General features: G+C 47.2%; 13 protein-coding genes. 6 read left to right on the top strand and 7 right to left on the bottom strand.

The features are described from left to right. From X919_RS15355 to X919_RS0111470, 7 genes are all read right to left on the bottom strand, one after another. The coding region (locus X919_RS15355; protein ID WP_081759469.1) for a DUF6261 family protein at positions 1-943 on the bottom strand (943 nt) is incomplete at its 3' end. A 261-nt stretch (positions 944-1,204) separates the two neighbouring features. After that, complete coding sequence (locus X919_RS0111495; protein WP_028900240.1) at positions 1,205-2,962, bottom strand: hypothetical protein; 1,758 nt, start codon at positions 2,960-2,962, stop codon at positions 1,205-1,207. Positions 2,963-2,980: 18 nt separating this feature from the next. Next, on the bottom strand, positions 2,981-5,845 hold the full coding sequence (locus X919_RS15350) for a fimbrillin family protein (protein ID WP_051502521.1): 2,865 nt from the start codon (positions 5,843-5,845) through the stop codon (positions 2,981-2,983). Positions 5,846-5,890: 45 nt separating this feature from the next. Further along, positions 5,891-6,100, bottom strand: a complete 210-nt coding sequence (locus tag X919_RS0111485; protein ID WP_036917938.1) for a hypothetical protein — start codon at positions 6,098-6,100, stop codon at positions 5,891-5,893. Positions 6,101-6,475: 375 nt separating this feature from the next. Beyond that, positions 6,476-6,733 (bottom strand): DUF4834 family protein, encoded by a 258-nt coding sequence (locus X919_RS0111480; protein WP_028900238.1) that lies wholly within the window; start codon positions 6,731-6,733, stop codon positions 6,476-6,478. A 17-nt stretch (positions 6,734-6,750) separates the two neighbouring features. Beyond that, positions 6,751-7,467 carry a CDP-diacylglycerol--serine O-phosphatidyltransferase gene (pssA, locus tag X919_RS0111475; protein ID WP_028900237.1) on the bottom strand — a complete coding sequence of 239 codons (717 nt, stop codon included), beginning with the start codon at positions 7,465-7,467 and terminating at the stop codon, positions 6,751-6,753. Beyond that, positions 7,467-8,159 carry a phosphatidylserine decarboxylase family protein gene (locus tag X919_RS0111470; protein WP_028900236.1) on the bottom strand — a complete coding sequence of 231 codons (693 nt, stop codon included), beginning with the start codon at positions 8,157-8,159 and terminating at the stop codon, positions 7,467-7,469. Before X919_RS0111470 ends, pssA begins: the two co-directional genes overlap by 1 nt. Positions 8,160-8,296: 137 nt before the next feature. Here X919_RS0111470 and dnaE point away from each other — a divergent pair, with 137 nt between their 5' ends. The 6 genes from dnaE to X919_RS0111440 all read left to right on the top strand — a co-directional run bounded on the left by dnaE (position 8,297) and on the right by X919_RS0111440 (position 18,894). After that, entirely contained in the window at positions 8,297-12,004 is a 3,708-nt protein-coding gene (gene dnaE / locus X919_RS0111465) for a DNA polymerase III subunit alpha (protein WP_028900235.1), read from the top strand. A gap of 99 nt (positions 12,005-12,103) precedes the next feature. Next, positions 12,104-12,418, top strand: a complete 315-nt coding sequence (gene trxA, locus X919_RS0111460; protein WP_028900234.1) for a thioredoxin — start codon at positions 12,104-12,106, stop codon at positions 12,416-12,418. Positions 12,419-12,673: 255 nt separating this feature from the next. Further along, positions 12,674-15,136, top strand: coding sequence for an SLBB domain-containing protein (locus X919_RS0111455; protein ID WP_155949720.1), 2,463 nt, complete (start codon positions 12,674-12,676; stop codon positions 15,134-15,136). A 33-nt stretch (positions 15,137-15,169) separates the two neighbouring features. Further along, the gene (locus X919_RS0111450; protein WP_028900232.1) at positions 15,170-16,240 is read left to right on the top strand and encodes a Wzz/FepE/Etk N-terminal domain-containing protein; all 1,071 of its coding nucleotides are present in this window, start codon (positions 15,170-15,172) and stop codon (positions 16,238-16,240) included. 4 nt (positions 16,241-16,244) lie between these two features. Continuing rightward, positions 16,245-17,342: a TerC/Alx family metal homeostasis membrane protein gene (locus tag X919_RS0111445; protein WP_028900231.1), complete on the top strand. Its 1,098-nt coding sequence runs from the start codon at positions 16,245-16,247 to the stop codon at positions 17,340-17,342. After that, positions 17,335-18,894 (top strand): sulfatase family protein, encoded by a 1,560-nt coding sequence (locus X919_RS0111440; protein WP_028900230.1) that lies wholly within the window; start codon positions 17,335-17,337, stop codon positions 18,892-18,894. Before X919_RS0111445 ends, X919_RS0111440 begins: the two co-directional genes overlap by 8 nt. Positions 18,895-18,937 lie beyond the last annotated feature (43 nt).

Below are 18,937 nucleotides of genomic sequence, written 5' to 3'. Positions count from 1 at the left end.
GCTTTTTGTTTGACGATGCTTTCGGCAAATCCTTCTCGGCCACCTCGACCAATTTCTTGCGGCTCACCTTTGCCCAAACGCTGGTTGCGCGGCCATCGATGGTCAGGCGATAGCATTTTGAAGTGCCCGACCCGCGGTTTTCACCCGAATAATGCACCGCTTCGCCCGCCACACCCAATATCTTTGCGAAATCATCGAACAGCGGGGTGAGCATCTTGCGTTGCTCCTCAATCTTCGCCGCATTGGCCTTTGCATTCGACGTTTCGCGCTGTTTGAGCAGCGTGTGGCGGTTGTCCACCAACTGGTTGTAGCGGTTGATCAAGGCGGTGATGGCTGCCGACGGCTCGAGGTCGTCCAACGAATCGATGCGGCGCACCACGGCGTCGATGGCTTTGTCGGTGACACGGCGCAGCGCTTTCATGTCGAACAGCTTTTTGTCGCCGGCAAACCGACCACGGAAGGCCTCATCGAACGCCTTGTTGTGGTCGCCGATGCGCTTCACGGCCCCCTCGGCATGCAGCACTTTCACGGCTTTTGCGGCCTCGGTTTCAGCCAAATCGGCCAGCAAGTTTTTCAGCCCACCCGTCTCCTTGTCATAGTTCATCGTGGCCACACCGGCATAGCGTTTCATGATTTCGTCGATGCGTTTCGCAGCCTCCAACTCGGCCGCCTCCTCGCTGTAGAGGCCCGCGTCCACGGCATGTTGCAACGAATAGTAGGCCTTGTCGCGGCGGTCGTCCAACTCGCGCAGCTGCGCATTCATCTCGTTTCCCTTCTTGGGAAACATCGCCTCGTCCTCGTCCTTGAAGGCATCTTCCAAAGGTTTCAACACAGCGGTTAATTTCTCCACGTTTGCCTCCTTGGCCATGGTGAGCAAGTGATTAGCAAACTGATAATGCTCCAAGTGCTGGAGCAAAGGTTTTTTAATTGCTTTGATTTGCATAATTCAAAATTTTAAATATTAAATTTATTATTAATCAACCCAAAGGTAGCATTTTTATTTGAAACTCCCCCGGCATCTCGTGTGTTTTTATCAAAAATGAGTGAAACTCCCCCGGTATCTCGCTTGTTTTTATCGAAAATGGTTGAGACACACCCGTATCTCAACCATTTTCTCATTTTTGTTATCAATGCTCCCACCCACCGTTCTCACCATTTTGCAAAATGCAGGTTGAACACGGTGGGCGACTACGCTCCATTTATATTAAAACTCTACGAAAGGCCATACATTACCATTCATCATCGTTTTCCACGTGACAAATATTTGATTGAACCCCAGTTCAGAAATAATAATCGCTGTAGGCTGATATTTCCGAAAGGCAGAAGTTCCGTCAACCTGTGTGCTGGTTTGTATGAAGCCAGAGCTTATACCATGGAAGCCTGTTCCTCCGCCTACAATCAAGCAACGATCCAATTTCCGAGGAGCTTCCGAGTCAGAATAAGTGCCTAAGGCGCGCATCCACGGACTCATGCCTGAGGTAGCATCTGTAATCTTATAATCGGGAGCTGTGAGCTGCAATGCCTTCACCAACTGACCAAAACTCGGCATAAACCATTTGCCCACGTTTGCACCCGTCACCGTCACGCCAGGATTATAGTGGGCGGCGGCATAGAAGGCCGGATATTTAGACGCCTCGTTAGCACGCACCTTTCCGTCGAGGCTACTACTGCCATCCCATGTCCAGTTGTAGCCGTTCATGTCGGCCAAACCTGCTGTTGGCGTGGGATAGCACACAGTGTTGTTCTGATAGGAGTCACCCGAGTTTCCATGAACTTCGTTCTCCCATTGCAAGGGTGCAGATAACACATTCAGTGCGGCCGCCAATCCCGGATTGCTTCCGACCTTCTCGGTCACCACAAGGCCTATCGGCGTGCGCGTTCCCCTATTAGCAAAGGTGCCCACTGTGCCATCTTGGAACAGATAGTGGGGTGGCACTTTTATTTTCACTTTGATGGTGACGGTTGAGTTCTCTTGTTCGGTGTAGCCTGCAGGGAAAGTGGCTGTCGAAAGGTCTATCGTCTTGCCTACCAACGAACGCCCAAAGATTTCGCCTTTGTCGAAACGGATAGAGCACCTATTGAGATAATTCCATGTACCGCCTGGTGGCATAAGATACTCATACGAGGACAGGTATTCGCCACCCGTAGCTGTTTTTGTACTCGGAATATCATTGAAATGAGCATAATCTGCATTAGTCAAAGAAGCACTATATTCAGTACCATCCCAACGCTGAAATATCTGCATAATAGTACGCCAGTACCCCCCAGTACCTATTGCTACTGGGGTAACCATGATGGTTGCACTAACCTTATCGCCTACCTCGGGTTCTGAAATAATCTTCAGCCGCACACGCATGGCTTTATGCTTCATGTGGAATGGTACGAAATACTCGTCGCCCGAAATATTCACAGCTGGTGAGAAGCCCATCATCGGGTTATCCATTCCATTCTCAACCTGCAAATAATCGTAGCTTCTGATATGGTGTGGATCATCCATCTCTAATGGAATCACGGTGCTATTGTAACATACAAAATCATATACGTCTGGGTCGAGCAACATGCGGTCAGTGCTTGTGAAGACGCCACCACTGACCGTGCCGGTGAGTTCACCTTGCCGATAATGGTCGGCATCATAGGCGCAGATAGTATATTGCCCATCGCTAAGAGGTTTGGTGGCACGCGTCTTAGGCATGTCCGTTCCTGTCTCTACGCTCACTTCGGCAAAGATGTCGTCGCCCAAATCAATGGTCTTCGGTTGGGGCGTTGCAACCACAGCACGTGACTTGGCATGTGCCATCGTTTGGTCGGCATCATATTCCTCCTCGGTAAACGAGAAGTGACTGGCATCGAGTGCAATCTTGCCATGATTCGATTTTTCTTGCACTGAATCTTCTTCACTACTGCATGCGCCCAAAGCCATGAGGCCAGCCATGCAGAGCACTGCTATCATTTTATGTTTCATATACTTTTGCTTGCTTTTTTAGAATTCAATTTCTCCTGCGTCAACCTCTTTATCTCCTTCCCACACATCTTCGGTTGAACCTGGCATCTTCAGTTTCACACTTGTTTTGAGATCGGCTACTGGGCGAACACTGAAGCCGTAAGAACGGTAGAGAAAGCTCAATGGATACACTACATATTCAGAGAGGTCCAAAGCGCAACTATTGGGCGTTGCGTCAGGAATGGCCGTCCAATATACACATTCATTGTTTAGGGTATAAAACACACCATCTACAAGACTACGGGAGCCCGATGTCGGAAAAAAAATAGTAGTAGTGGGATTGGTAAGTTTATTATTGAAGTACCAACCATCATGCCATGTGCCGTTCGGATCTCCACCATCCACTCCACCGCTTACAAAGCCAGTGAAGGCATTCGATGCAGGAACTTTGAAACCTACCGGACAAGGGTCATAGATGGTCTTGACAACATAATTATCATTATGTCCTGTTACGGTGTTATTACTTGCCCACAGGTTATACCAAGCGTAACCCGTAGGGGGATTGTTCTCCCACGAAGAACCCCTTGTATAAAAATTCTCTGGATGCTGAATACCATTTGGGATAGACATATTATCTCCTGCATCCCTATTGAAAGTGCCCACTAAATTATCGTCTGTTCCAGGGAATGCATCTTTGCGTCCCCACTGATAAAGCGTAGTGGTGCCTAATTGGGAAACACTACCTGGTTTCTGTGTAATGGTAACAATCCCCTCAGCACGTGTTGCTGGATCAATCTGCCCTTTTGTTTGTCGAACCTTTACCTTGATGCTGCGTGGCGAAATATAATTGGTTCCTATCCAAGTGGTATATTTCCAACCTAATGTTTCTTCCGTAAACCTATAGTTTTTGTCTTGATAATTCGTGCAGGTGATAGTATTGAGGGCATCTTCATGGGTAAACCACAAATGCCAAGACCATACTACTGTGCCATTCTTCATCACGGCGATAACGGCATTGCCATTCTTAATGTTCGCTGCGGGTACTTCGAACTGCACGAAGGCATTATAGTTGGCATCGTGCACAATCTTGGTTGCACCAAACTGCACAAGCCCGGCTTCATCCGCCCAAACCACCTTGGCATCGTTCACACCATTGTTGGTCCAAGTATTGGTCCTCTCAATCCATGGGTCGGTGATGTCTTGATTGTCATGATCTTTGAAATGCTGCAACACATAAGCGATGTTGGGGTCGCTCAGATTGCCTTTATAGGTATAGGCCTTAGAATTTGGTGCCCCATTCTGGATGGCGTTGCCATACACCAAAGGTATCTTATAAAATCCCGGATGGGAGATGATATAACAGTTGGCGGTGTTGCGCGGTGTAACGTTGCCTTTGATATCATGGGTTGATAAATCGTAATAGTCTGAAGCCGAACCTTTAGGATTCTGCTTTAGTGCAGCATTCAACGCTGCCAATTTATCTTCCGTTGCAGAAACAGGCACTAAGTTAGCTACGCCCGTTTCACCTGCTGGAGTTATGCTGCCATTGCCATTGGTCACGGTCAGTCCAGTAAACCAGCTTGGAAGTGGTTCGCTCATCGAGAAGGTACCATCGCCGTCAGTGTCATAGCCCACAACTTCCCAAGGCACAGCCTGCAGCGTTCCTGATGTGGGGTCTTTACGATAGCTTTGTATCTTGTAGTTGCCTGTTGCTGTTGCACTATATTCAGCATCTGTAGGCGACTCCACATCTATTTGATACCGCCAATCGGATGTGTTCTGAGACAACGAATAGGTCTTTGTCATGCCAGGCTTCCATTGCCCTCTGAGGTCAGCAGTAATAGCAGGGGTTGTATTGTTGCCATCGAAATAAATCTTTACTTGCACACCTGTGAGTGACTGCGGAATCATGTAGAACACATAGTTATCGCCGTTGTCGCCCATGATGATGTTGCCCACAGCTGCTGTTGTACTTACATCTACTGTACCATCGCCACCAAGGGTAAACGTAGTAGGAGTAGAGATGGAAGCTGCATCCCATGCACCCGTATGGTTTATGTCGTTGGGCAAAATATATTTGCCTTTGCTCTTTGCATTCACAATCTCAACCTTAGTGATGTGACGGCTATACGAAAGGTTCTGCCCCACTTTGAAGCGCACAGCTGTCATGGCATGGCGGAAAGTGAGGTCAGTGCGAGGTGCCGTGGCATTCATTGCGCCAATCGTGGTGTGAACTATCCCAGAACAAGCTGTCATCAAATCCTTCTGATTCTTTACATCTGGCTCTACTTCAATATTCACATAGGGCGTACCCGTGTAGCTGGAAGGTGAGAGTTGCAGCTTGCTATAGGGCTTAGGATAAACCGCATAGAAGCAACCATGGTTCTTAATCCAATCCCAATAGATAGGTGTTACGAGTGTACCTGCTGGCCGCGTATCCTTATCATAGAACCAAGGTTCAAGACTCGTGTCGGATGAGCCATAGAACGCCGTAGTAGAGAAATTCCCCAAGGTGCTCAAATCGGTGATATTTGCACGTGTTGGAGCTGTGGTTTCACGTTGCGAGGGTACACCAGGTAGTGTGCTCTCTATCAAACAAATCCCAGCACTGGCCTTGCCTTGCACAGGTAGTTTCTGAGATACGAGATCCTCAGGAGTGAGGTCTTGCTGAGCCAATTGATGGGCAAAAGCTGCACGCGTCATCGGTTGACCAGCATTTACACTCGCCTGTGCTTCATCTTGTTTCTCAGAAACTGAAAAGGTTACCAGCGCCTTCCCTTCAGAATCGGCTGTATTAATATCTTTGTCTGAACATGCTAACAACACCCATCCCATGGTCAACCATGCAGCCGTCAAAGGAAAAGCATGCCGTAGCAACGTATACTTGAAGTCCATTATTTTCATTTTTACTTTGTAAATCTTTCGTTATACATACATCGGATGGGAAGATTAATCTTCTTCTCCCCACACACCCGTCCAACGTTTCGCACCAGAGATATCCGTGTCGTCGCCATCTTCGGGTGGACGTTCAATAGTTACATGGCCGCCATTCCCTCCTCCAGGTATAGCCTCTGGACGACTTTCGTCTAATAGATGCCCCTCTATTTGCATGTGAATCACACTGCTCGTAGGCACTACGTAAATTTTCTTTTGTTTCATTTTGTTTGATTAATATAATGACTCATTTAGAGTTATTAATAATTTATACTTTTTCTTATTACACAAAAAGCATCTGCGAAGCGTGTTGAAAACGCCTTGCAGATGCCTAAGAATACAGATAGCTCACGTGCACCGCTACCGCCTTTGCACAAAGACTTAGACGGACAGAATGTGTGTGTGTGTGTGTGTGTTACACTTTTATTTGGTTCTACCAAATAAAAGCTGTTAAAAGTTTTATAATTTTGCATAACTCCTATCATTGTAACACGTCTTATTTTCTATTTAGAAAGTTGATGCCGTAAACGAACATCGGGTGCAAAGTTATAAACTTTTGAGGAAAGGGCAAAATAATCGCATTAAAAACACTACTTAGGATTACTTCTCTTCCTCATAATCCACATATTCGCCTTCGTCCTTTTTAAATATTTTCTTTTGCGCCTCTTCTGGAGCACGCGTATCAATGACCCCTTCACGATTGCTATAGTTCGTGCGTTGCTGCGCATTTGTATCATTCATCGTACGGCGAAAGCGATTGACATTTTGCCGAAAAGTGTTCAAGAAGCGTAATGCCGTGAATAAGACAAATGCGAAAAGGACGATGAAGAGGACAAAGATAAACTTCAAAAATGCCATAACAAAAGTCTCCTGAATTATGATTTTTGCTGCGTTTGCTTGCGTAGAAGCACTGATGCGAGCAGATAAAGTGTAATGATAATCCACCAAGCTTCGAGCCATCCGAAATAAAGAAGGCAACACAGCGAGAGCAAGGCAAAGCTATATTTCACCTCGTTGCCTCGCCATCCCCAATGCTTAAATTTCAAAGCAAACATCGGCAGTTCAGACACCAACAAGTAACAGCTCAGCAACATCAATGAAATCAGCAAGAAAACTGCACCAGAATTGTCATCAATCCATGCGGGATTATAGACTAAAAGCGAGCCCCAAAAAAGCGCATTGGCAGGTGTTGGCAAACCGATAAATGAGGTAGCCTGCCGCTCATCGAGGTTAAATTTGGCCAAACGAAGCGCCGAGAAAGCCGCCATGAGGAAAGCCACATAGGGCAAATAGCCGCGTAAAGGCTCTAAAAACGTGGGATACTCCAACACGGCCAACTCGTTGAAAAGAATGGTTGCAGGGGCTACGCCAAAGGTAACATCATCGGCTAAGGAGTCGAGTTCTTTTCCCACGGGCGAAGAAACATGGAGTAAACGGGCAGACATACCATCGAAGAAATCGAAAACAGCCCCCATAATTATCCACAACAACGCCATTTTTGCATCGCCAGCAAAAGCATAGCTTGTTGCAATGCATCCTGAAATGAGATTACAACAAGTAATGCTGTTAGGGATATGCTTTTTGAACTTCATTACTTCAGTTTTGCAATAATAGTTTGGTCGCCTGTGGTGATTTGTCCCATTTCCACGCAAACCTCTGTACCAATGGGCAAGAACACGTCAACTCGACTACCTAACTTGATAAAACCTAAGTGTTCGTCGATATAGCAATCTTCACCAGGTTTTGCATAAGTCACAATGCGACGTGCCATAGCTCCTGCTATCTGCCGGCACAAGATATCCTGTCCCTCAGGCGTAGTAATCATTGTATCGGTGCGTTCGTTCTCTTCACTTGCTTTGGGCAACCATGCCTTATGGAAATTTCCATTTTGATGTTTCACAAATTTCACTTTACCATCCACCGGAAACCAATTGGCATGCACATTGAAAAGGCTCATAAAGATGCTGATCATTAAGCGGCGATCATGGAAATATTCATGCTCATCAACTTCCTCGATAACAACAATCTTGCCATCGGCAGGTGCAACAACAATCTTTTCGGTCTCATCGGTTTCAGAGAAACGACGCACAGGACAACGATAGAAATTGAGCACAATGCCATAAACAGCACCGAAAACAACAACAAATAGCCAAAAAGGAATTTTTGTCTCTAATTGAAACAAAAGAAAGGCTATGATTAGAAAACCTATCAAGCCTGCAGCAATAGTGTTAGAACCTTCGCGATGAATGCGTATCTTTTTTAATTTCTTTATTCTTTTAATCATAGCAAATTAGTAAAATGCTAAAGCCCTGCAAAGTTAATTATTTTTTATTGTTCGGGCAAACATTGAAAATAAAAAACCATGTTTTATTTTGCCCTTCGCGGTTTTTAGCGTATCTTCGCAAACCGAAATAGACAAATATGAACGACTTCATCCACCTTCACGTACATACTTATTATTCCATCCTCGATGGACAATCAAAAATATCCAAGCTTGTAGATAAAGCCATTGCCGATGACATGAAAGGAATGGCCATCACCGATCATGGTGCTATGTTTGGCATTAAAGAATTTGTGGACTATTGCGCAGGCATCAACAAGAAGCGAAAAGCAGAAGGATTGGCGCCATTTAAGCCCATCATTGGTTGTGAGATGTATGTAGCAAGACATCGGTTGCAAGATAAAGTCAAAGAGAATGGTGATAACTCGGGCTACCATTTAATCGTGTTAGCCAAGAATTATCAGGGCTATAAAAACCTTATTAAATTGGTGAGCAAATCGTGGATTGATGGCTATTATTATCGTCCACGTACCGATAGAACGGAGTTAGAGAAATATCATGAGGGGCTAATCATTTGCTCGGCCTGCATTGCAGGCGAAATTCCTTCGAAGATTTTGCATGATGACCTTGATGGTGCACGTGAGGCTTGCGAATGGTATCATCGTGTTTTTGGCAATGATTTCTATTTAGAAATGCAACGCCATGAGGTTACCGACCCTACGATTTTGGCTAATCGTGAAGCTTTTCCGCTGCAACAAAAAGCAAATCATGTGCTCATGCAGTTTGCCAAAGAATATGGCATCAAGCTCATCTGCACCAACGATGTGCACTTCGAAGATAAGGAAACAGCCGAAGCACACGACCACCTTTTATGCCTTTCGACAGGGAAAGATCTCGATGATCCCACACGAATGCGCTACAGTAAGCAGGAATGGTTTAAGACCAAAGAGGAGATGAATGCTATCTTTTCGGATGTGCCCGAGGCACTAACCAACACCTTGGACATATTAGATAAGGTGGAAATCTATAGCATTGACCATGGTCCTATCATGCCATTTTTCCCCATTCCTGAAGAGTTTGGAACGGAAGCGGAGTGGGAAAAGAAATTCACCGAGGAAGATCTTTACAAGGAGTTTACCTCGGATGAGAATGGTGAGAATCAACTTCCACCTGAAGAAGGTGAGAAGGTGATTCAACGCTTGGGTGGATATGAAAAGATTTATCGCATCAAATTTGAAGCTGATTACTTAGCCAAATTAGCCTATGATGGTGCCAAAAAGCTTTATGGCGACCCGTTGCCCGACAACGTGAAAGAGCACATCAACTTTGAACTTCACGTGATGAAGACGATGGGTTTCCCGGGCTACTTCCTTATTGTGCAAGATTTTATCGCAGCCGCACGCAATGAATTAGGTGTGATGGTTGGGCCTGGTCGTGGTTCAGCTGCAGGGTCGGTTGTGGCCTATTGTTTAGGAATCACCAAGATTGATCCACTGAAATACGATTTGCTGTTTGAGCGTTTCCTCAATCCAGACCGTGTGAATTTACCTGATATTGATACCGATTTCGATGACGATGGGCGGGGAAAGGTACTGCGCTGGGTCATGGATAAATATGGTCATGACAACTGTGCTCACATCATCACCTACGCCAGCATGGCTACAAAGAATTCCATTAAGGATGTGGCGCGCGTGGAAAGGTTACCGCTCGACAAGTCGAATGCACTTTGCAAAGCCATTCCCGACCGCTTGCCCGATGGGTTAAAGATGAATTTAACCAACGCAATTAAATGCACACCCGAGCTACGCGATGCTGAATTTTCACAGGATCCACGCGAGCGAAATACCATCAAATATGCCAAGATGTTAGAAGGGACTGTACGTGGAACGGGTATTCATGCGTGTGGATTTATCATCTGCCGCAACCCCATCAGCGACTGGGTACCCGTTTCTACGGCTGATGACCCCGACTTTGCCGGACTGAAAACAGCAGTCACTCAATACGATGGTCACGTGATTGAATCGACAGGGCTGATAAAAATGGACTTCTTAGGGCTTAAGACACTCTCTGAGTTAAAAGAGGCTTGCAAGGTTGTGAAGAAAACAACGGGCGATGAAGTCGACCTCGACACCATCCCTATTGACGACGAACTCACCTATCAGCTCTATCAACAGGGGCGCACCATCGGCACATTCCAATTTGAATCGCCAGGCATGCAAAAATATCTTCGTGAGCTCCACCCCACTGTTTTCGAAGACCTCATTGCGATGAATGCACTCTATCGGCCTGGACCTATGGACTACATTCCTGAGTTCATCAAACGCAAACAAGATCCTTCGCTCGTCACCTACGACATTCCTTGCATGGAAAAATACCTCAAGGACACCTATGGCATCACTGTTTATCAAGAGCAAGTGATGTTGCTTTCACGCCAGTTGGCTAACTTCACACGCGGTGAAAGTGATGCTCTGCGTAAGGCTATGGGTAAGAAAAAGAAAGCCATCGTTGACGCCATGAAGCCGAAATTTATCGAACAAGGCTCAAAGAATGGTCATGATCCCCAAATATTAGAAAAGATTTGGAGCGACTGGGAGAAGTTTGCATCCTATGCTTTCAACAAATCACACGCCACATGCTATTCCTGGGTGGCCTATCAAACGGCCTACATGAAGGCACACTATCCAGCCCAATACATGGCTGCTTTAATGACAAGACGCTTCAGCCAGATTACGGAAATCACCAAGCTGATGGAGGAATGTCAAAGCATGAAGATTGCAACGTTAGGTCCCGACGTGAACGAAAGCTACTCTGATTTTGGCGTAAATAAGCACGGTGAGATACGTTTTGGTTTATCGGCCATTAAAGGAATGGGCGAAGCTGCAGCACAATCAATTGTCAACGAACGTGAGAGAAATGGTGTCTACAAAGATATCTACGACTTCGCAGAGCGTGCAGACTACACCTGTGTCAACCGAAAAGCTTTCGAATCGCTGGCTCTTAGCGGTGGCTTTGACTGCTTTGGGCTGCCACGTGAGGCCTATTTCTCGGTAGGTGCCAAGAATGATGTTTTCTTAGAAACTCTCATCCGCTATGGGCAACTCTATCAACAAGAACAACGTGAAGCCCAGAATTCACTCTTTGGTGGCAGTAGTTCTGTGGAGATTGCCCACCCTATACCCGCCAAAACAGAGGGATGGAGTACCATCGAACGCCTCAATCGCGAACGCGAATTGGTAGGTATTTATCTCAGTGCTCATCCACTCGATGACTATGAAATTGTGTTACGCAACCTCTGTAATACTCATTGTACAGAACTTGCTACGAAAGAAGCACTCATTCAAAAAGATGGTATTATCTTAGGAGGTATCGTCACTGGTGTAAAATCAAAGTTCACAAAGAACGGCAATCCTTGTGGCTTTGTTACCATTGAGGATTTCGAAGGTAGCGGTGAATTGGCCTTTTTCGGAGAAGAATGGGGACGTTGGCGAGGTATGCTAAGTGAAGGTTGCATCGTCTATATCACGGCAAAATGTCAACAACGCTATCGCGATAGCAACATCTACGACTTGCGTGTACAAGACATTCAATACATGCAAACCGTAAAAGAGAAACGCTTGGAGAAAATAACACTCTCCATCAACAGCAACGATTTCACTGATGACATGGCAGAAGATTTGTCGACCCTTATCGAAGACACGCCAGGAAAAGTGCAACTCTATGTGCAAATCTTCGATCCTGAGCACAACGATAGCATCATGCTACGCTCAAAAGGCCACACCATCGACATTACCCATAAACTCCTCTCATTCATCAAAACAGCTCCTGGCATCACCTATCATGTCAATTAGAAAAGCTGAAATACTGCCACGCAAGACTTCATGGCATAGTATTTGCCCATATACCCCTATCAACATCGATTATATTAACAATAAAAAAAAGAATAAAAAATGGAAGTAACTATTACAAACGAGAATTTCGAGAGCTACAAAAATGGTGATTTACCCTTAGTAGTCGACCTCTGGGCTACTTGGTGTGGGCCTTGTCGCATGGTGGGTCCTATCATTTCTGAGTTAGCAAAAGACTATGATGGTAAATTAGTTGTAGGCAAATGTGATGTCGAAGAAAATGATGAAATTGCTGCAGCCTATGGAGTACGTAACATCCCCACCATCCTTTTCTTCAAAAATGGTGAGCTTGTTGACAAATTTGTAGGCGCAGCCAACAAAAACATCATCGAAGAGAAGTTCAAAACTCTCTTGTAAAAGCACTATCTTTTTAAACTTCGTTCCTCTACCGAAAAGGAACGACATACCCCAAAAAGGCTACACATCACTCTGTATGTGTAGCTTTTTTATTATATAGCACCAACCGCGATATCCTCCTTCTGGAACAAAAAATCATACAAAAGTTAATCGTATAAAAAGAAGTGTTGAAGGCTAATTTCAGGGAAAAGATTTTTAAAGCCACACATTTTTTTATAAATTTGCAACAAATTCAAAACAAACCATTGCGCCGACATGATGAATAAAACGATTGATATAGCGGTGAAGCGACTTCTTGGGGGCTTCCTACTCTGCCTTTGCACACTCACTTCATATGCACAAATGAACGATAGTCAGGTCTTGTCCTTCTATCAAAGAGAGGTGAAAGCTGGCACCTCGAATGCACAAATCGTAACAAAATTAATGCAACGAGGAGTGGACATTAGTCAGATACGCCGCATCCGCGATCAATATCAACAACAAAATACTGGGCAAAATGGTGTAAATAACAATGCAAACAAAGCTACTTTGCTACGCAATAACAATGACATTAGTTCGCGACAGCAAAACAATACAGCACCCAACTTTTCGTATTCCAACGCTAATGCCAATCGCCTGGCCGAGCGCAACGATTCTTTAGCACAAATGGGATTACTGGCTGAAGCACTGACTCCTGATGGGAGAAAAGTGTTTGGTCGTGACATTTTTAATAATAAACTGCTGAGCTTCGAGCCTAATATGAATATTGCGACACCCACCAACTATACGATTGGTCCGGGTGACGAAGTTGTGATTAACATTTTTGGCGCTTCACAAAAGACAGAGACATTGGTTGTTTCGCCCGAAGGAACGGTGACGGTTCCTGGCTATGGTCCCATTGCTGTGAGTGGCATGACCGTGGCTGCAGCCAACGATAAGATACGTCGCACACTGGGAACACGTTTCAGCAGCAGTCAAATTCAAACCACTGTGGGGCAGACGCGCACCATCATTGTGAACGTAATGGGTGAAGTGAAGGTGCCTGGCACCTATACGATCAGCGCTTTTGCCAGTGTTTTCCATGCACTTTACATGGCGGGGGGCATCAACCAGCTGGGCACACTGCGCAATATCAAGGTTTATCGTGGTGGGCGTTTAGTAACGGTGGTCGATGTGTATGACTACATTCTCAATGGGCGTTTGGTGGGCAATATTCGCTTGCATGATAATGATGTCATCGTTGTAGGCCCTTATGACTGCCTGGTTGACGTGCAAGGTGCAGTAAAACGCCCGATGACCTACGAGATGCGACGCAACGAAAGTGTGAGCACCTTGTTGCGCTATGCGGGTGGCTTTGCAGGCGATGCCTATAAAAAATCGGTTCGGTTGCTACGTGCTTCGGGCAAAGGAAAATCGGTGTTCAATGTGAATGAATTCGAGATGAACAATTTTCGTGTGACTGATGGCGACCAGGTTTCGGTCGATACCATTCTCAATCGCTATGAGAATCGCATTGAGGTGACAGGCGCAGTGTTTCGTCCAGGCATTTACCAATTGGGCAAAGACATCAATAGTGTACGCACACTCATTCAACATGCCGAAGGAACTACCGAGGATGCCTATGCCGAACACGCTGTGTTACATCGCATGAAGGCCGACCGTTCGTTAGAGGTAATAGCTGTTGATGTGAAAGGAATTATGGAGGGAACGGCCGCCGACATTCCATTGCAAAACGAAGATGTGCTCTTTATTCCCACACAGAGCGACCGCATGAAGGCCCGCACACTCACCATCCACGGCGAAGTGCTCTTCCCTGGAACCTACCCCTATGCTGACAACGAAACCATTGAGGACTTTATTATGCAGGCAGGTGGCCTTACAGATGCTGCTTCTACGGCACGTGTGGACGTCTCTCGGCGCATCGCCAATGCAGGTGCGACCGTCTCAGGTAAGCAGATTGCGCAGACATTCACTCTCACCCTTAAAGATGGTTTTGTTATCAGTGGTAAGCAAGGGTTCACACTTGAGCCTTTTGATGAGGTTTATGTGCGGCGTAGCCCAGGCTATCAGACACAACGTAATGTGCAGGTGCGTGGCGAAGTGAACTTTGAAGGTAGCTACACCTTGCCACAGAAGAACACACGGCTGAGCGATTTGGTGAAGATGGCTGGTGGCATCACTACCGAGGCTTATATTCGTGGTGCGCGTTTGGAGCGCGTGATTAATGAAGAGGAGCGCATTCGCATGCAGAGCGTGATGCGCTTGGTGAACAGCCAAAACGACAGAGACTCAATCAACGTACACATGCTCGACTCGGCCAGAACCTATTATGTAGGCATTCAATTAGATAAAGCTATTGAAAACCCTGGCTCTAACTTCGACCTTGTGTTGCGCGAAGGTGATCGCTTGTTTGTACCCGAATACAACGGAACCGTGAAGATAGCCGGAGACGTGATGTATCCCAACACGGTGGCATACGAAGCCGGTAAGGGCTATCGTTATTACATCAATCAAGCGGGTGGATTTGGCAATCGCGCCAAGAAATCAAAAACGTTTATCATCTATCAAAACGGAACAGTGAGCGAGGCTGGAAAACATAAGATTGAACCTGGCTGTGAAATTGTGGTACCCAGCAAACCCAAACCAACGGGGAACGGGCTGGCAGGCTTCCTCAGCATCAGCACCAGCATTGCTTCTTTGGCTACTTTAGTTGCTTCCATTGCACATATCATCAAATAAAGTAATGTCATCCGTAAACACTAAATATTCATTATGAACGAAGATAACAACCCTATAAAGCCAGATTTAGAGAGCGACAATGCAGCCATTGATTTCAAAGCATTGTTTACAGCACTACTGAAGCATAAACTTGCCTATATTCTGTCACTTGCTGTAGCTGCAATCATTGGCGTGGTTATCGCTCTTTCTCTCCCACCCTATTATACATGCCAGGTGACACTGGCACCCGAATTAGCTTCAGGAACATCGGGTAGCAGCGCGCTGAGTTCGTTAGCATCGACTTTCGGCATGCGCATAGGAGGAAGCAGCTCGAAAGATGCCGATGCCATTACGCCCAACCTCTATCCCGACCTCATGAATTCGGTAGACTTCAAAGCCAGTCTCTTTGATATTAAAGTGCATCGCAAGGACAACACGAAGATGATGACCTATTATGACTATTTGCTGCGCAACCAAGTGAAACCCTGGTGGAGCAGGCTCTTAGCCTCGAAAGACACCATCGGAAAGCAGAAGCTCAACACCTTTATGCTGACACGCCAACAAACAGCCATCATGCTGCAAATTCAAAGGAATGTGGTGTGTGATGTCGATGAGAAAACGGGCGTCATCACCATCAATGTCACCGACCAAGACCCACTGATTGCCGCTACAATGGCCGATTCGGTACAGGCACGTCTACAAGAATTCATTACAAAATATCGCACGAACAAAGCACGCAACGATTTGGAGAGTACGAAGCGGCTGTGCCTTGAGGCGAAACAACGCTATGAAAAGGCACGCCAACTATATGGCTCGTTCAGCGATAGCAACCAGGATTTAATTCTTGAAAGTGTGCGCAGTAAAGGCGAAGATTTGGAAAATGACATGCAGTTGCAGTTCAACACCTACAACTCTTTGGCGGCCAACTTGCAATCGGCCTATGCAAAATTGCAAGACGTGACGCCTGCTTTCATCACGCTTCAGAGTGCCACCGTCCCCATCCAAAAGGCGGGACCACATGGTAGCCGCATCCTGTTGGTGTTGCTGCTCGCCGCTTTCTTTGGCACCACTTTCTACGCATTGTGGCGCGAAAATCAACTCAAACAACTTCTTGGATTATCTTAATCGTATGTTCTCTATCGAAAATATTTTTCTCATAGGCTTTGTTGCATTCATCATTGCCATCTTGGTGCTCGACATGTTGGTTATCGATCGAAAAGCCCATGTCGTAAGTATAAAAGAAGCTGCCACGTGGACCTTCGTTTGGATTGGTTTGGCTTTGGTGTTCTCGGCCTTCCTTTGGTTCTTTGGCGACATGGTGCATGGCATTCAAAACTATGCCGATTTGCAGACTGTTGCGGCGAAGTATGCACGCCACTTAACGCTCGATCCCAACCATTTTGAGGCCAGCGTGCAAAGCTATCGCCACTACATGACCATCTCCTATCTTTCGGGCTATCTCATCGAGAAAACCCTTTCGGTGGACAATCTTTTTGTCATGATGATGATTTTTGCCTCGTTTGGCGTTAAGAACACCGAATATCAGCACGTGCTCAACTGGGGAATTCTGGGGGCTATCGTGCTGCGCTTCATCTTCATCTTCGCAGGTGCTGCCATCATTCAGCGCTTCGAATGGGTGTTGCTCATCTTTGGTCTATTCCTCGTATACAGCGGAATAAAGATGTATCTCGACCGCAACAAACAAGAACAAATGGATGTGCAACACCACCCCATGGTGAAATTTCTATCGAAATATTTCCATGTCTATCCTCATTTCGTGGGCGATCACTTCTTTGTGCGTGCCAAAAAGCAAGGCTCCACCTACACCTTGGTGGAACACGGACAACATGGTTTGCTCTGCCTCACGCCACTCCTCATCACCGTCATTGTAATTGAATTCAGCGACATCATCTTTGCTTTCGATAGCATTCCCGCCATCTTCTCGGTGTCGCTCGACCCCTATGTGGTGTTCTTCTCCAATATCTTTGCGCTCCTCGGCCTGCGCGCCATGTTCTTTTTATTGGCTGCGGTAGCCGATAAGTTCCGCTATCTGAAAGTGGGAGTAAGCCTTTTGCTACTTTTCATTGGCGTGAAACTGCTCATCCACAAGTATGTTGAAATCAGTGCCGTGGGTTCACTCTTCTTCATCATCGCGGTGATTACGATTAGCATTGTTGCGTCATTGGTGCTGAAGGAAAAACCAAAGGCGTCGGAAAACCATGAATAAAAACATCTTCACGGTGGCTTTGCTCACCTCTGCAGCGAGTTTTCCTTTGCTCACGATGGCGAAGCGGAAGGGCAATGCCGACACAAACCGCAAGCTGCCCAACGTGATTGTCATCTTAGCCGACGATTTGGGCTACGGCGACTTGCAGTGCTATGGTGCCAAAGGAGTTGAGACGCCCCATGTCAATCGGCTCGCACAAGCGGGCATCCAGTTCACCAACGGCCACGCCATTGCCGCCACAAGCACCCCATCGCGCTACTCGTTGCTCACGGGCGAATATGCTTGGCGACGCAACGACACCGATATTGCGGCGGGCAATGCGAGCATGATTATTCGGCCCAGCCAGTTCACGCTGGCCGATATGTTTAAGAGTAAGGGCTACGCCACCGCCGCCATCGGCAAATGGCACTTAGGATTGGGCGACAAGGCGGGCGAGCAAGACTGGAATGCGCCGCTGCCGCAAGCGCTCCACGATATTGGCTTTGATTATGATTACATCATGGCTGCCACGGCTGACCGCGTGCCTTGCGTGTTTATCGAGAACGGACGCGTGGCCAATTACGACGTCGAGCATCCCATATCGGTGAGCTACAAGCGCAATTTCGACGGCGAACCCACCGGTGCCACGCACCCCGAACTGCTCTACAACTTGCGCTCGAGCCATGGCCACGACATGTCGATTGTCAACGGCATCGGCCGCATTGGCTACATGAAAGGCGGCGGAAAGGCGCTGTGGAAGGACGAAAACATTGCCGACTCCATCGTCAGCCACGCCGTGAACTTCATCAAAGGCCACCGCAACGAGCCTTTCTTCCTATATTTTGCCACCAACGATGTCCACGTGCCCCGCTTTCCCCACGCACGTTTTCGCGGCAAAAGCCAAATGGGCTTGCGCGGCGATGCCATCGTGCAATTCGACTGGTCGGTGGGCGAAATCATGAAAACCCTCGCCCAGTTGGGCCTTGCCGACAACACGCTCATCATTCTCACGAGCGACAATGGCCCCGTGGTCGACGATGGCTATCAAGACCAAGCCGAGGAATTGTTGCACGGCCATCGTCCCGCCGGCCCATTTCGCGGCAACAAATACAGCGCTTTCGAGGGCGGAACCGCCGTGCCACTCATCGTGAGCTGGCCTGCCCGTGTGCCCCGTGGCATGAAATCGAAGGCCTTGCTCAGCCAAATCGACCTCTTCGCCTCGCTGCAAACGCTCATCGGCGCCACGCTCCCCAAGGGCAGTGCGCCCGACAGCCGCAACTATCTGCCCGCCTTCTTGGGCACCGACAGCATCGGCCGCAACTACGTGCTTGGCCAGTCGAGCGCGCATGTGCTCTCGGTCTGCACGCCCCATTGGCGCTACATCGAGCCCCACGACGGGCCGAAAATGATTACGTGGGGGCCGAAGATTGAAACGGGCAACGCGCCCACGCCGCAACTCTACGACATGACGGCCAGCCCTTATGAGCGCGACAATGTGGCGTTGCAACATCCCGAAGAGGTGTTTAAACTGCAAGGCATTTTGCAACGCGAGCGCGAACGGCAGGCGCAATGACGCCTCGTTTGGCGTAGCTTACGCGTAAGTCGGCCTGAAAATA

This window comes from Prevotella sp. HJM029 (genome assembly GCF_000599605.1).
Lineage (GTDB): Bacteria > Bacteroidota > Bacteroidia > Bacteroidales > Bacteroidaceae > Prevotella.
The sequence above is the reverse complement of the archived record's forward strand: the minus strand, read 5'-3'. Positions and strand labels throughout refer to the sequence as shown.